General features: G+C 68.0%; 6 protein-coding genes. 5 read left to right on the top strand and 1 reads right to left on the bottom strand.

Annotated features, from left to right (window positions below):
• Positions 1-21 precede the first annotated feature (21 nt).
• The gene (locus AMD30_RS17990; RefSeq protein ID WP_156354314.1) at positions 22-9,804 is read left to right on the top strand and encodes a non-ribosomal peptide synthetase; all 9,783 of its coding nucleotides are present in this window, start codon (positions 22-24) and stop codon (positions 9,802-9,804) included.
• A gap of 101 nt (positions 9,805-9,905) precedes the next feature.
• On the opposite strand, the gene AMD30_RS17985 is transcribed toward AMD30_RS17990, so the two are convergent.
• Positions 9,906-10,952 carry a helix-turn-helix domain-containing protein gene (locus AMD30_RS17985; RefSeq protein WP_084817308.1) on the bottom strand — a complete coding sequence of 349 codons (1,047 nt, stop codon included), beginning with the start codon at positions 10,950-10,952 and terminating at the stop codon, positions 9,906-9,908.
• Between the two features lie 260 nt (positions 10,953-11,212).
• Between AMD30_RS17985 and AMD30_RS17980 the strand changes: the two genes are divergently transcribed.
• The 4 genes from AMD30_RS17980 (at position 11,213) to AMD30_RS17965 (ending at position 16,387) form a co-directional block, all read left to right on the top strand.
• A complete protein-coding gene (locus tag AMD30_RS17980) occupies positions 11,213-12,454 on the top strand; it encodes an acyl-CoA dehydrogenase family protein (protein ID WP_231632770.1) in 1,242 nt (413 codons plus the stop codon).
• 218 nt (positions 12,455-12,672) lie between these two features.
• Positions 12,673-13,041 carry an ArsR/SmtB family transcription factor gene (locus AMD30_RS17975; RefSeq protein WP_055476544.1) on the top strand — a complete coding sequence of 123 codons (369 nt, stop codon included), beginning with the start codon at positions 12,673-12,675 and terminating at the stop codon, positions 13,039-13,041.
• A gap of 256 nt (positions 13,042-13,297) precedes the next feature.
• Entirely contained in the window at positions 13,298-14,467 is a 1,170-nt protein-coding gene (locus tag AMD30_RS17970) for an ABC transporter substrate-binding protein (protein ID WP_231632769.1), read from the top strand.
• A gap of 363 nt (positions 14,468-14,830) precedes the next feature.
• The gene (locus AMD30_RS17965; RefSeq protein ID WP_055476542.1) at positions 14,831-16,387 is read left to right on the top strand and encodes an amidase; all 1,557 of its coding nucleotides are present in this window, start codon (positions 14,831-14,833) and stop codon (positions 16,385-16,387) included.
• Positions 16,388-16,411: the final 24 nt, after the last annotated feature.

Below are 16,411 nucleotides of genomic sequence, written 5' to 3'. Positions count from 1 at the left end.
GAACCCGACACCGACACCGAAGTGGCGATTGCCGGTGTCTTCGCCGACGTGCTCGGACTGTCGGGCTCGGAGTCGATCTCGGTGACCGACACCTTCTTCGACCTCGGCGGCAACTCGCTGGCCGCCACTCGGCTGGCGGCACGCGTCTCCCGGATGCTCGGCGTCACGGTGCGGGTCCGGGACGTCTTCGACGCCCCGACGGTTCGCGACCTCGCGCGCCGAGTCGACGCTCCCGGCTCCGGTACTGCGACACCGGGTCTGCGCCGCTCGTCGGTGTCCCGTCCGTCCGACTCACCGCGTCCGTCCGTGCTGCCGCTGTCGAGTGCGCAACGCCGGATGTGGTTCATCAATCAGTACGAGCCGGAAGTCGCGTCGTACATCATCCCGTTCGCCTTCCGCATTCGCGGCCAGGTCGACGTCGAGCACCTACGTCGTGCACTCGCCGACGTGGTCGCACGCCACGAGATCCTGCGGACCACCTACCCGATCGGCCGCGACGGGCGCCCGGAACAGCTGATCCGCGAGGTCGATCCGGGGTCGCCTGCATTCGACGGAGATGTATTCGACTGGTCAACTGTGGATTCTGAATCCGAAGCACTCGCCGTGGCCGCCGAACCGTACGATCTGACGCGCGACCTGCCCGTGCGTGCCCGAGCACATGTCGAGCCCGGAACGGGTGCGCTGCTGGTCATCAGCATCCACCACATCGCGGCCGACGGCGAGTCGGGTCGAGCGCTGTCACGCGACCTGCTCATCGCGTACGAGGCGCGACGCGACGGTCGGACCCCGGACTGGTTGCCGCTGCCGATCCAGTACGCCGATCACGTCGTGCGCACGGCCGGACGCGTGGACGAGCAGGACGAGCACCGGCACTGGTGGGTCCGGCAGCTCACCGGTGCGCCGGTTCTTCTCGATGTGCCCACCACATATCCTCGTCCGGCCACGCCGACCATGCGAGGTGCCGCGGTCGAGTTCGTCATCCCGGGACGAGTGGCGCAAGGCGTGGACGCACTCGCACGGCACTGCGACGCCACCGCATTCATGGTGCTGCACGCGGCACTGGCCGCGGTACTGGGCCGGCTGGCGGGGACCCGCGACGTCGTCATCGGGACCGCCGCGGCGGGCCGGGACGGCGACACCGACGACCTGATCGGCATGTTCGTCAACACCGTTGCGTTGCGGACCCCGATCGTGCCCGCACAGGCATTCGCCGACCTTCTGCGGGTGGTGCGCGAGGTCGATCTCGACGCCCTCGATCATGCCGACGTGCCGTTCGACGACGTCGTCGACGAACTCGGCGTGGTCCGCGCTGCCCCTCACGCACCGCTGGTCCAGGTTCTGCTCACCACCTCCGAACTCGCCGTTCCCGTCACACCCGACGGTCGATTCGCCGGACTCGAGATCGAACCCGTTTCGGTCGAGGACAATTCGGCGAAACTGGACCTCACTCTGGGTGTCCTCACCGACCCGGCGCAGGGGGCTCCCTGGCGCGGTTCACTCACCTACGCGACGGACCTCTACGACGAATCCGACGCCCGCCGTCTCGTCGATCGCTTCGTCGGCGTGCTGGCGGCCGCGGTCGGCGACAGCACGTGCCCGGTCGGTGACCTCGACGTGCTGACCGGGGATGAGGAGATGGTCCCCCTCGTGTCCGGCATTCCCGATCCCGATCCGACGCTCCTCGCCGACCTGCTCATCGGCGCGACGCGGACGCGTCCGGCGCACCCGGCCGTCGTCGATGGCGAGGAGATCTGGAGCTACGCCGAACTCGACACGGCGAGTTCACATCTCGCGTATGACCTGGTCGAGCGCGGCATCGGCCCGGAGGACGTGGTGGCGTGCGCGTTTCCGCGGTCGGCGACCGCGCAACTCGCGTTGTGGGCCGTGGCCAAGACCGGTGCGGTGTATTGCCCGATCGATCCCCGGTATCCGGCGGAACGCATCGCTCGCGTCCTCGCCGCCGCGGACGCCGCGCTGATCCTGACCGATGGGACCGTGGACGGACTCACCACCGACGTGGCCGCGACGTCGTCGGCGCCGTTGCTGCTCACCCCGGACCTCGTCCGCGACCTGCGACGGCGACCGGTCGTCGACCCCCCTCGTCCCCTCCGACCGATGACCGCCGATTCCGGCGCCTACATGATCTTCACCTCCGGGTCGACCGGAACTCCCAAGGGAGTGCTGGTGACGCACCGAGGACTCGCGGGCGTCGCCGCGGTGCTGCGCGACCGGCACCGGTCCGGGCCGCAGGCGCGCTGGCTGGGTATCAGCTCGCCGGCCTTCGATGCCGCCATTCTCGAGGTTCTCGGAACCTATGGCAGCGCCGCAACGCTCGTCGTCGTACCTCCCGACGTCGTCGGCGGTCGTGACCTCGCCGATTTCGTCACGGCGAACAATGCCACCCATGCCTTCCTGGTGACCTCGGTGGCGGCGTCATTGCCGGACCCCGCCCGTCTGCCCATGACCGACGTACTCGTCGGCGGCGAGGCCGTCCCCGACACCGAGAAGAACCGGTGGGCCCCGCACGTGGGGTTCCACAACGGCTACGGACCGACAGAGACCACGATCATCAGCGTCACCTCGCCCCCGATCGGGACCGACGAGCCGGTCCATCTCGGCAGCCCGGTCCCCGGTGCGAGCGCGGTCGTCCTGGACGAGCGGCTGCACCCGGTACCGCCGGAGGTCGTCGGGGAGCTGTACCTCGCCGGACCCGAACTCGCGCGCGGCTATAACGCAAGGCCGGCGATGACGGCCGAGCGCTTCGTCGCCGCGCCGTTCGGTGAGCCGGGGACGCGGATGTACCGAACCGGAGATCTCGTGCGCCGGTCCCGTGACGGCGCACTGACGTACGTCGGCCGGTCCGACTTCCAGGTCAAACTGCGCGGCCAGAGGCTCGAACTCGGTGAGATCGAGTCGGTCCTGAGCGCGCACCCGGAGGTGCGGACGGCCGCGGTCGTCGGCGTCGGGAACCCGGTGGCCTCGCTGGCCGGCTATGTCGAACCGGTCGATCCCGGGGGCGGACCGGACCAGGCGCGACAGATGACCGCCGCGCTCCGGGAGCATCTGGCGGCCCACCTCCCGCCGCACATGATCCCGGCCGCGCTCGCGGTCCTCGACACCATGCCGCGCAGCCCGATCGGGAAGATCGACCGTGCGCGCCTCCCGGCCATCGAGCCGACGAGTGCCGACGCCGAGCGCGTTCCGCCCTCGACCCACACCGAGCGGGTACTCGCCGCCATCGTCGGTGACGTCCTCGGCGTCGACGAGGCGGCGTCGGACGGCTCGTCCGGCACCGGGGTTTCGGTGACCGCGGATTTCTTCGCCATCGGCGGCAACTCGTTGTCGGCCACCCGCGTCAGTGCCCGCGCCGGCGACGCCTTCGGGGTCCGCGTGGGTGTGCGCGACATCTTCGAGGCGCCCACGGTCCGTCGGCTGGCGCGTCGCATCGACGCCGCCTACGACGACGCATCGCGCCCGCCGCCGTTGCGCCGGGCCGATCCGCGGCCGGCGTTCATCCCGTTGTCGTATGCGCAGCAGCGCATCTGGTTCCTCAACCGGCTCGACCCGGGATCGGGTGCCTACACCATCCCGCTGCTCGCCCGTCTTCGCGGCCGACTCGATCGGGACGCCCTGCGCGACGCCGTAATCGACCTGATCGCCCGCCACGAGGTCCTGCGAACGATCTTCCCGGCGCAGGGTGGCGAGCCCCGCCAGCACATCCTGCCGGTCGACGAGGCCCGTGCCCGCCTGCGGTGGGAGACCGTCGAGGTGTCAGGGGATCTCGCCGATCCGGACGAGCTCGTCGGGGACGTGACCTTCGACGTCACCACCGAACTCCCGCTGCGGGTCCGACTCGTCGCGGTCGGCCGCGATGGGATGCAACCCGACGAGCACATCCTGGTCGTCGTGCTGCATCACATCGCCGCCGACGGCGAGTCGATGCGCCCGCTCGTCGCCGACCTGTGGAGTGCGTATCTGGCACGCGCCGAAGGAAGGGCGCCGGAACCCGGCGCCGGGAGCGGAGCGAGCGGGCCGAATACCATCGCCGCGGCACCGCTGATCCAGTTCGCCGATCACGCTCTGTGGCAACGGGACACGCTCGGCGACATCGACTCGGCGGAGTCCGTTCTGGGTCGCCAGGTCAGCTACTGGACGAACCGACTCGCCGGAGTTCCCGACCTGCTCCCGCTGCCGACGGACCGGCCGCGACCGCCGGTGGCGTCGCAGCGCGGGGGCCGCGTGACCGCGAACATCCCGGTTGAGCTGACGGGGCGCATCGCGGCCACGGCCCGCGCACACGGCGCCACCGAGTTCATGGTGGTCCACGCGGCACTGTCGATCATGCTGGCGCGGCTGTCGGCGACCCGCGACATCGTGATCAGCACACCGGTCGCCGGTCGCGGGCACGCACAGCTCGACGATCTCGTCGGCATGTTCGTCAACACCGTGGTACTGCGTACCGACGTGGACCCGCGGACACCGATCGGAGAGTTTCTCGAGCGGGTGCGCGTCGACGACGTCAACGCGCTCGCGCGTGCCGACGTGCCCTTCGAGTACTTGGTGGACCGCCTCTCCCCGGTCCGGTCGGAGGCGTTCGCCCCGATCAGCCAGGTGATGCTGTCGGTCCTGCATGACCGGGAGGATCCTGACCGGGCCGACGCTGACCGGGACGGCACCACCCCGCGGGTGCCGGTCGTCAGATCCGGCGCGGTGGGGTCGGACGTACTCGTCCTCGAACCGATCGAAGCAACCACCGGCACCACCCAACTCGACCTGACAGTGGCGGTGACGATCCGTCCCGGACGCCCGTGGGCGGTGGAGATCGTCTACGCCACCGACTTGTTCGACGAACCGACCGCGCGCACCGCGATCATCCGGCTGACCAGGATCCTCGAGGCGATCGTCGGGGAAGGTGACCTGCCCGTCGGCGCGATCGACCTGACCGACGGGGCCGAGCGTGCGCGGATCGCCGGGCTGGTGGCGGGACCGGACCTGCCGGTGCCGTGGTCGACGATCACCGATGCGTTCGTGGCCGCCGCGCGCCGCTCACCGGAGTCGACGGCCCTCGTGGCAGGCGAGCGGACGGTGACCTACCGCGAGTTCCTCGACCGGGTCACCCGGCTCGCCGAGACCCTGACCACCCGCGGGGTGGGGCCGGATGTGGCGGTGGGCGTGTGCATCCCGCGCTCGGTCGAACTCGTCCTGGCGATCCATGCCGTCATCATGGCGGGCGGCAGCTACGTCAGCATCGACCCGTCGACACCCACCGACCGGGTCGCGGCCATGGTCGACGCCGCGTCGATCGCGATGATCCTGACGGTCGACGTCCGACCGCCCGCGCTCTCCGCACTGTCCACGCCGACGCTCGTGGTCGACGGAAGCGCGCCGCAGGCGGCGATCTCCGGTCCACGACCGGAACTGCGCCGGCCTCGTCCGAGCAACGCCCTCTACACCTTGTTCACGTCCGGATCGACGGGAACGCCCAAGGGCGTCACCGTCAGTCACGGTGCCGTACTCAACCGGCTGACGTGGATGTCGGTTCGTTCCCCGCTGCGTCCCGACGACGCGGTCATGCTCAAGACACCGGTCACCTTCGACGTGTCCGTCCCCGAGCTGTTCGAGGCGCTGATGGCCGGCGCCCGCCTGGTCATCGTCGAGGACGGTCGGCATGTCGACCCGGCCCACGTCCTCGCCGAGATCGAGCGGCACCGGGTCACGTCCGTCCACTTCGTGCCGTCGATGATGGCGGCGTTCGTCGAGTACATCGGTGACCATCCGCAGCGGCGGGAGGCACTGTCGTCGCTGCGGCGGATCAACGCCTCGGGTGAGGCCCTGCCTGCCGCCGTAGCGGAGGCGATGACCGCACTGGCACCGCAGGCCGACCTCGACAACCTCTACGGTCCGACCGAGGCAGCAGTCGAGGTGACGGCGTATCGCTTCGCTCCCGGTGATGTGCTCGTGCCGATCGGCCGGCCCAACGCGAACACCACGACGTGGGTGCTCGACGACATGCTGCGTCCGGCGCCGGTCGGGGTGGTCGGCGAGCTGTACGTCGGCGGGGACCAGCTGGCGCGCGGGTACGCGGGTCGACCCGATCTCACCGCCGAGCGCTTCGTGGCCGACCCCACCGGGGTGGTGGGAGGGCGGCTCTACCGGACCGGTGACCTGGTGCGCTGGAACGTCTCCGGCGCGCTCGAGTATCTCGGCCGGGCGGACTTCCAGGTGAAGCTGCGCGGGCAGCGAATCGAACTGGGCGAGATCGAGACCGTCCTGGCTCGCGCCGACGGTGTGACGCACGCGGCCGTCACCGTCCGGAGCGGTCCGGCGGGCGATGCGCTGGTCGGATATCTCGCCGGCAGCGTCGACCTCGACGCGATCCGTGAGCACCTCCGACAATCGTTGCCGCAGTACATGCGTCCGGCCCAGTGGGTGATCCTCGATTCGGTCCCGCTCACGGCGACCGGCAAACTCGACCGTCGAGCACTGCCCGCACCGGGCGGCGAGCTGACCGGGATGGAGCCGCCTGCCGACGCCGCCGAACGAGCGGTCGCCCTCGTCTTCGCCGAGGTGCTCGGACTCGACGAGGTGTCGGTGACGGTGCCGTTCTTCGATCTCGGTGGCAACTCGCTGGCCGCGATGCGGGTCGTGGCCCGGATCGGCGAGCAACTCGGTGTCGACCTCGATGTCCGCGACCTCTTCCGCACCCCGACGGTCCGCGAGCTCGCGCGGATCCTGATGCGACGTCGGGTCGCCGAGCATCCGCTCGTCGCGCGCCCCCGTCCGCAGCGCATCCCGTTGTCGTATGCGCAGCAACGCCTCTGGTTCATCAACCAGTTCGACGTGACCTCTCCGATGTACAACATGCCCGTCGCCTTCGACATCCGCGGATTCCTCGATGTCGGTGCGCTGCGCGCGGCGGTCGTGGCCGTGATGACCCGACACGAACCGCTGCGGACCGTCTACCCGCTGGGCGAGGACGGGGTACCCACACAGCACATCCTCGATCCGGCGACGGCTGCGGACGAACTGCGCTTCGACTCGGCCGGCACGCCAGAGGAAGCGATGGCGTTGTGCGCGGAGGGATTCGACGTGTCGACGCAGTTGCCGCTGCGCGTCGCGATCGCCACGTCACGACCGGAGGCGTCGAGCGGTACGCCGCCGACGCATCGGGTGGTGCTGGTCCTCCATCACATCGCCGGCGATGCGGCGTCCCTGGCGATCCTGGCCGGGGAAGTGCTCGGCGGATACCGCCACGACGCGACGATCGACGTGCCGGAGATCGCGTACGCCGATCACGCTCTCTGGCAACGCGACGTGCTCGGGGACATCGACGATCCGACTTCGCCCATGTCCGTGCAGTATTCGTACTGGGCCGAGACGCTCGCCGGCGTCCCGGCCGCGCTGGAGATACCCGGTGACCGTCCGCGTCCGCCGGTCGCCGATCCCACCGGCGGCCGGCTGTCTCTCGAACTCGGCGAGCGACGCAGTGCGGCAGTGGCATCGACTGCACGAGCCCACGGGATGACGCCGTTCATGGTCTGTCACGCCGCGTTCGTCGCCGCACTCGCGCGCGTGGCCGACGTGGACGATGTCAGCGTCGGCGCCGCCGTGTCGGGGCGCGGCCACGCGGCCACGGCAGGGCTGATCGGGATGTTCGTCAACACGGTGGTGCTACGGACCGAACTGCGGGTCGCGGACACGGTCGGGGACCTTCTCCGTCGGGTACGCGACACCGACCTCGCGGCGTTCGCGCACGCCGACATCCCCTTCGAGACACTGGTCGAGCATCTCGCGCCGGTTCGTTCCACGGCTCACGCGCCGCTCGTCCAGGTCATGCTCAACTACATCGCCGAGTCGTCGGGGGGACCGGCCGTACCGGGACCCGGTCGTGGCCCGGTGATCGGTGTGGACTCCCACCCGTTGATCGTGGACGGTCTCGAAGTGGTGGCTGTCGAACCGGGGCCGCCGCCGGCGAAGGTCGATCTCACCCTCGGTCTCGCGGAGCGACCCGTCGGCGCCGGTTCCGGTGTCGAGCTGGTCGGCGAGATCGATTATGCCGCGGCGCTGTTCGACGTCGAGACGGTGATGACGATCCGGGACGTCTTCCTGCACATGCTCGATGCCGTCACCGGTGACGTCGACGCCGTCGTCGACGAGGTCGACGTGTCCGGTGCCGGGGATGGGGTGTCGGCGATCGTCGACTCCGCCGGCCGGGCCGTGCCCCCGCGGGTGCCGGGGGAGCTGTACGAGCGCGCGGAGGACGGTGCGCTGATCCCGACGGGAGTGCGGGCGCGGTGGGTGGACGCACCGGGGTCACGACCCGAGATCGTGGGGCCGATCGCGCGCCATCCCCGGATCGACGGGCGACGAGTGGATCTGGATGTGGTGGAGGAGGCGTTGGCCGCGGTGACAGGCGTGACCGCGGCGGCCGCTGTCGGTCTGCCGACCGATGACGGCGTCGAGGTGGGCGCCTGCGTCGTACTCGACCGTGACGACCTCGATGTTCCCGGGCTCCGCCGCGAACTGTCGCAGACTCTGGCAGCCCATTGCGTGCCGACGATGATCAGCATCGTCGAGAGCATTCCGCTCGGGACCGACGGCCGGCCCGACCACGGCGAGGTCGCCGCACGGATGACCGCCGACGGTGGCGTGCGGAACGGCACCGAGGACACGGCGCCGACGGGTCGTTGGGAGGTGACCGTCGCGGAAGCCATGACGGAGATCACCGGACAGGCGGTGACGAGCGCGGGCCAGGGATTCTTCGACGCGGGTGGGACGTCGTTGTCGGCGGTGCGGTTGGTGTCGCTGCTGCGTCGTCGAACCGGTGTGCCCGTCGAAGTCGCCTGGATCTTCGCCGGACCCACGCCGCGCGATCTGGGCGCGCGACTCGCCGCGTACGTCGTGCAGGAGGACCCGGGCGCCACGGACGTCCCGCGGGGCGAGGTGGTCGTTCCGCTACGTGCGGAGGGCAGCCGCGCGCCGGTCTTCTGTGTTCACCCGGCCGATGGGTTGGCGTGGCTCTTCGCCGGCTTGACCCCGTATCTCGACGATCGGCCGGTTTTCGGTCTGCAAGACCCCTTCGTCGTGGCCGGCGACACGGCCGACGCGTCGATCAGTGACCTCGGCGCACGGTATGTGACCGAGATCCGACGGATCGTCCCGCACGGCCCCTACCACCTCGTCGGCTGGTCCATCGGTGGGCTGATCGCCCAGGAGATGGCAGCCGAACTACGTTCGCAGGGTGCCGAAGTCGGTGTCCTCGCCCTCCTCGACAGCTATCCCGCCACCGGTGACGACCTCGAGATCGACGACGAGACGGCGCATTCCGGGGTGTCCACCCAGGACGCGCCGGCCGGCGCCGCGAACGCGAGAACAGCGGACACACGGACCACGGTCGCGGACCTGCTCGGCGGGTGGCAGGCCGTCATCGACATCGACACGGTCACCGCGGCGGACGATCCGGCCGTGATCGCCGCGGCGATCCGCGAGCGGGTCACCGGACTGGGCCTGCTCGACGGCGTTGCCTTCGATCGCATGCTGCAGCGGATGGCGACGTCGGCCGAGCGCACCGTCGACCACCGGCCGCGTGCCTACGACGGCGACGCGATGCTCGTCATCGCTGCCGCCGGTGAAGCCGACCCGGACATGACGGCCGAGCGCTGGGCACCGTTCCTCCGTGGGCGGGTCACCCGCGTCGATGTCGATGCCGATCACCTCGGGATCGTCGGCAGCGATGCGCTGCGGGAGATCGGACCGCGGATCGACGCGGCGATCGCGGAGGCAGAGGTTACGACTCCTGCGTGAGGAGTTGCACGGTGACCCAGCTGGTGGCCTCGGTCGGGTGCGCACTTCTACCCACTGACGACCGTCGGCGTCCGGGCCCCGGCGATGAGGTCTGTGCCGGTTCAGTCCGTGAGGTCGGTGGTCGTCGATACCGTCGACGCGCGGAACTGCGGAGATCGCTCCTGCCGGTACTGGCCCGGGGTGCAACCGAAGTGTGCGCGAAATGCCTTGGCCATGTGGGCGGAGTCCGCGTACCCCCAGCGTGCCGCGAGCTCGCCGATCGGCCGACGGTGGTCGCCGCTGAGCAGGTCATGGCTGCAGGCGTGGAGACGGCGCTGGCGAACGGCCGCGCCGAAGGTGGTGCCGGATCGTTCGAAGACCTTGTGCAGCGTGCGTACCGAGACGTTGATGGCTCGGGCGGTCCCGGCGGCCGATACCGGCCCGAGCGGCAGATGCGTGTCGATGTAATGGACCGCGGCGGCGTGACGAGCGGCGTTGTCGACGTGACTCGAGTCAGGTGTCGGGGATTGCCGGGCTCCCGCCAGTACGGCGCGGATGACGGCGGTGTGAGCAGCTCCGAGCATCTGGAGTTCGGCCGCGTTCTCGACGCTGCCGGCCGACTGCCACGTCGAGGTCATGAGTGTGCGCGCGATGTTGGCGCTACCACCATCACCGGTGAAAGTCGTTGCGGTGGCTGCCCGAGACGGGTCCGCTACGAGGTCTGCGACAGACTCTCGTGGAAGACGAAACGACAGCACCCGCCACAGCTGTGAGGAGTCCTCGGGCTCCACGAATTCGAGGCTGTAGGGCCGTGTGGAGTCGACGATGGCGAACTCGCCGCGTCCCACGACGCAGCGGCGGCCGTCTTGCTCGGTCAGGCACTGTCCATCGATCTGCAGGTTCACGAAGATCACGTCGTCCGCGGTTCGGGAAACCTCTCGTTCGCCGTGATCGACCCGCTGAGTGCATGACGCGATCTCGGCGGCATTCGAGGTACCGATGGGCAACGAACGCACCCAACCGGGGAGGCCGGTGCTGACGCGGCTGCGCTCCATGTGGTCGCGTGAGCGTGACGGCGCCAGTGGCGTGAATGCCTGGCACAGCACGTCGGCCCAATAGCCGACCTGGTCGGCGGCCCCCAACTCTGTGGTCGTCCAAAAGTCTGTCATTGCGCACTCCGCGATCCGCCGCCGCCAGGTCTCGTACGGCCACTGGGTCCACCCAACCGCATCGACGGGCTCCTCGCCTGTCGAACGGAATATCGGTGCAGAAATCTACTGCGAACTGCGCAGACAGATCCAAGACCGGCGACCCGAGGGTCGGGCACAGTTTCTCCACATGTGACTCGGCCCCACCATCGTCTACCCCGGTCACTGTCGAAGCAGGAGGGAATCCCATGTCGTTGAGTTTCGAGCTCAGCTCTGAACAGATGGCCGTTCGTACTCAGGCACGTCACGTCGCCGACACGGTGCTGTCGCAGGTCGCGGACGCCATCAGCTCGTTGGACAAGCCTGAGGACAGGTTCTACGCGTTGCTGCCCATCTACAAGCAACTTGTCGGAATGGGCTTCCTGAAAGGGTTGGTGCCCAACGAGTATGGCGGCGCCTACTTCGACAACCTGACGTTCGCACTGGCTGCTGAGGAACTGGCTCGGGTCGACGTGAACGTGCCCTCGGCCCTTCTCGGTACCGGACTGGGGCTCAACCCGATCATCAATTTCGGCACCGAGGAGCAGAAGCAACGGTGGCTGCCCCTGTTCTGCGGCGACGAACCTCGCCTTGCGGCGATCGCCTACACCGAGGTCACCGGGGGAGCGAACTACGATTCACCCGATCCGACCGTCGGCATTCAGACGTTCGCGGTTCGTGACGGAGACGAATGGGTCATCAACGGCGCCAAGCACTACACCACCAACGCCTCAGGCTGGGACGGACTCGGTGCTGACCTGATCAGTGTGGTGTGCCGCACCGACCCGGCGTTGCCGCCCGCCGAGTCCCTGGCCGTGATCGTCGTCGAGCGGGGCACGCCCGGAGTGTCGATCACCGGAATGATCGACACCATGGGCCACCGCGCAACCAACTCTCCGCGTGTCGAATTCTCCGACGTCCGTGTTCCGGTCGGCAATCTCATCGGCCACCCCGGTGATGGGCTCGACATCGTGGCCACCGCCTTCTCGTGGACCTGTTCATCCATCGGCGCGGCGTGCGTCGGGCGGATGCGCGCAGCCTTCGACTACGCCTATCAGTTCACGACCACCGATCATCGGTCCGGACCGGTCCCGGTCATCGATTACCAGAACGCCGGGTACATGCTCGCCGACATCAAAACCCGGATCGAAGCCGTGCGCTACTTCGCCTGGAAGGCCGCAGACCACTTCGATCGCACCGGCGGTAAGGATCGTGAACTGGCCAACGGCGTCAAGATCTTCGCTTCGGAAACCGCCGTCCAGACCGTCTACGACGCCATGCGCCTCGTGGGTGTCGACGCGTACACCAACCTCACCCCGATCGCGTCGATCATGGAAGACGTGCTGTGTTTTCCCGTCTATGACGGCGGCAACATGGGCGTCCGGCGCCGCAACCTGCACAAACTCTTGAAAGACCCCTCGTTCGACCCGCTTGCTGCCGCCGAAAACCGGTTGACGACAGGAGCTGACGCACCGGATCGGTGACTCCGCCACCGACCACGGTCGACTCTCCCGAGTTACGCATACAGCCTGGCGTGGCCATCCGAGCGGTGCCACCGCGTTCGGGGCGAACGCGGTCCGTGGACACTCGGCAAGTGGGCCGCGAGCTCGCTGGGGTGGCCGCCACGCACGGAAGTACGATATGTTGACTGTCACTGACGTATCTACTTCTTGAGTGGCCGATGACGGCGAGGGTTGTGGCAATGAGCGTGACCGATGATCAGCAGAGTCGTGAGCTGGTGTTCGCCGCGTTGGCGGATCAGGTTCGCCGCCAGATTCTCGACACGCTTGCGTCGCACGGCGAATGCAGTGCTGGTTTCATCAGCGATCAGATCTCATCGGTCGGCCGCACCACGGTGTCGACTCACCTCAAGGCGCTGAAGCTGTCGGGAGTCGTCGTCGAGCGACGCTCGGGACGGCACCGTTACTTCTCCATCGATCCTGCCGGACCGGCGAATGATGCCTTGCAGTTCTTGCAAGGTGTGCTCGAGCGGGCCCTGAGTTTGGATGAGGACGCTCGAACCGGCGATGTGCGCGACGACAGCGGATCACGCGTGCGGCGCCGAGCCTGACCTTCTGTCTGTCGCCGGCTACCCGGGGTGGTGTTCTGTGCCGACTCTTTCTGTGACTGCCCAGATCTCGACTGTCGACCCGCCAGAAGCCGCCTTCCGTCGATTCGCTGACGGCGGACTTCTCGAGCTGGAATGCACCAAGCTCGTAGTCGGTGCGGCGGTATCGGTGTCGTTACCGGTCGGTGGGGGCCCGGGTGTTGCCGGGTCACCCATCACATTGCTGGGTCATGTCGCGGCGGTTCGTTGGGGAACTTCGGTGACGATCGTCCACCATCAGCCCTGGCGCGGTCGCCTGACCATCCGGTTCTTCGCCGACCGCGACGGTTCGCGAGTGGTGGTGGAATCCAGCCTGGACCAGGATGGCGTGACGTGGCTGGCCCACAAGCGCGGTTACGATCCGCCTGAACCATTGCGTCCCGACCGTCACCGGATCGGATTGCTCGTGAGCAAGTCCGGGTCCGCGGCGGTCTTCGCCCAAGCGACAGAATCACTGGCGCAGTTGGCCGTCGAGGAGATCAACGCCGGCGGCGGCATCGGTGGTGTACCGGTCGAACTCCTGATCGGAGACGACGCATCGGACTCCCTCGCGGGAGCCACGGCCGCCACCCGGTTGTTGCGCAGCGGTTGCCGAATCATCTTCGCCTGCGTCACCTCGGCGACTTTCAACGCCGCAGCCTCCGCGCTGCGGGGCACGAACGCGCTGCTCGTGCACACGGTGCTCAACGAGGGCGGCAGACCGAGTCCGACCACAGTGCGGCTGGGTGAACGGCCGTTGGCGCAAGCGCGCGCCGCGGTTCCGGTGTTGATGACGGAAACGGGCAGCCGCAGATGGTTTTTCGTGGGCCATCGGTACTCCTGGTCCTACGGCGCCCACTGGGCGGTACGGCGGGTGGTGGCCGAGAACAACGGGTCGGTCCTCGGCGACGTCTACGTGCCGTTGGGCACCCAGGACTTCAGCTCCACCGTCGCCGCGATCGAGGAGTCGGGTGCCGAGTTGATCCTCTCGACGCTCGTGGGTCACGACGAAGTCGTCTTCGAGCGGCAATGCGCTCAGCAAGGGCTGCGCAGTACGACCAGAACACTCGCTCTCGTGCTCGACGAGGCCACCCTGCAGCTGATCGGCGACAGCGCTGCCGACGGGGTATGGGCGGCATTTGCGTATTTCCAAGGCGCTCTTGACGGTTACCGGGATCTCGAGCGCCGCTACCGTGACGAACAGCGGGGGCCGGTACCGCCCATGAGTTCACTGTCCGAGACAACGTACGAAGCGATCAAGATCTACGGCCAGCTGATGACGAGCGAACCAGGACTCGACAGAGAAGAGCTGCGGCACAGGATGATCGCCGGTACAGCAACTTCGAGCAACGAGACTGCCCGACCCATTCTGCTCGCCGAATCGCGTCGGGGCACTCTGCGCCCTCGATAGGCAGACGTCGATATGTCTGTACTCATTGACATATGTGCAGTGGGCCACTACCGTGTGCATATGTGCGGGCAGCCACCAGGGTTCTCCGGGTCGTCCAGAGAGGCTCGACAGCCTGATCGGTGCGCGCCGCCAGCCGTTCGATGGTGACCACGCGAGCCAAAACATATGGCAGGCAGTGTAGTTCGCATCTCACCGGTGAGGTGCGGACCCATCCGGCCGGCGAGAAACACAACCTTAACATGTCAATATGTCGGCATATGTTGACGTATTGGAGGTGGTGTTCGTAGCCTCGAGTTGTTCAGACATCGGCGGAGGCGCCGGCGGGCGCCGGTCTCACACGGTTCACTTCGAGAAGGGGATAGCATGGCGGTTCTTCGTCCTGACGGAAATGACATCAGTGCTGCTGCAGCGCATTTCGGACTGACGCTGACGAGAGCGGACTGCGATGAGTTCGCGGCACTCGTCGACGGCGCCCTGGGGTCCTACGACGTGGTCGACGACCTGTACGAAGCATCGGCGGCACCGGTGGCCCCGGCTCGGACCTACGACGTGGTGCCGCCGGGGGAGTCGAATCCGCTGGGCGCGTGGTACGTGAGAACCGCTCTCACCGAGGACGCACCAGGAGATACCCGACTCGCCGGCCGCCGGGTGGCGATCAAGGACAACGTCGCGGTGGCCGGGGTGCCGATGATGAACGGGTCTCGATCACTCGAGGGTTTCGTTCCGGCCCGGGACGCGACCGTTGTCACGAAGTTGCTCGATGCAGGTGCTGAGATCGCGGGCAAGGCCGTCTGTGAGGACCTGTGCTTCTCCGGTTCGAGTTTCACCCCGGCCTCCGGGCCGGTCCGCAATCCGTGGGATCGCGACCGTGAGGCCGGCGGGTCCTCGGGTGGCAGCGCGGCGTTGGTCGCCAACGGCGACGTGGATCTCGCCATCGGTGGAGACCAGGGCGGGTCGATACGGATTCCGGCATCGTTCTGCGGAATCGTAGGGCACAAGCCGACTTTCGGACTCGTCCCGTATACGGGCGCTTTCCCCATCGAGCGCACCATCGACCATGTGGGCCCGATCACCCGTACGGTCGCAGACGCGGCTCTGGTGCTGTCGGTGATCGCCGGTCGCGACGGGCTCGATCCACGCCAGCCCGACGCGATCACGCCCGCTGATTATCTGTCGGGTATCGCCGATGGTGTGCGCGGATTGCGGATCGGTGTGGTGGCGGAAGGTTTCGGCCACGATGCGTCACAGCTCGAGGTCGACGCCACGGTGCAGGATGCGGCCCTGAGGTTCGCCGATGCCGGAGCGGTTGTCGAGCAGATCAGCATTCCGTGGCATCGGGACGCTTTCCACGTGTGGAATGTGATCGCCACCGACGGCGGCGCTTATCAGATGCTCGATGGGAATGGGTACGGTCTGAACGCCGGCGGTTTGTACGACCCTGAACAGATGGCCTACTTCGCCGGTGGTCGCGTGGAGTTCGCGGACGAACTCTCCGAGACCGTCAAACTCGTTGCACTGTGCGGCCATCACGGCGTCAGCGCCCTGGGTGGGGCGAGCTACGGCAAGGCCCGCAACCTCGTTCCACTGGTTCGAGCAGCCTATGACAATGCCTTGCACGACTACGACGTCTTGGTGATGCCCACGGTTCCCTACGTTGCCACCGAACTCCCCTCGGCCGGGATCGATCGCGCCACGTACCTGACCAAGGCCCTGGGGATGATCGTCAACGCTGCACCCCTCGACGTCACCGGACATCCCGCGTTGTCGGTGCCTGCCGGTCTCGTCGACGGACTGCCCGTCGGAATGATGATCATCGGCAAACACTTCGACGACGCCACTGTCTTGCGCGTCGGGCACGCCTTCGAAGAACTGAGCGGTGGATTCGCCACACCACAACGTGATTCGGTGTCCGCGCGCTGATGAAGGGGACGCGAGGGGTCCGTC

This window comes from Gordonia sp. HS-NH1 (assembly GCF_001418765.1).
Taxonomy (GTDB): domain Bacteria; phylum Actinomycetota; class Actinomycetes; order Mycobacteriales; family Mycobacteriaceae; genus Gordonia.
This window is presented reverse-complemented; position numbering and strand designations above follow the sequence as displayed.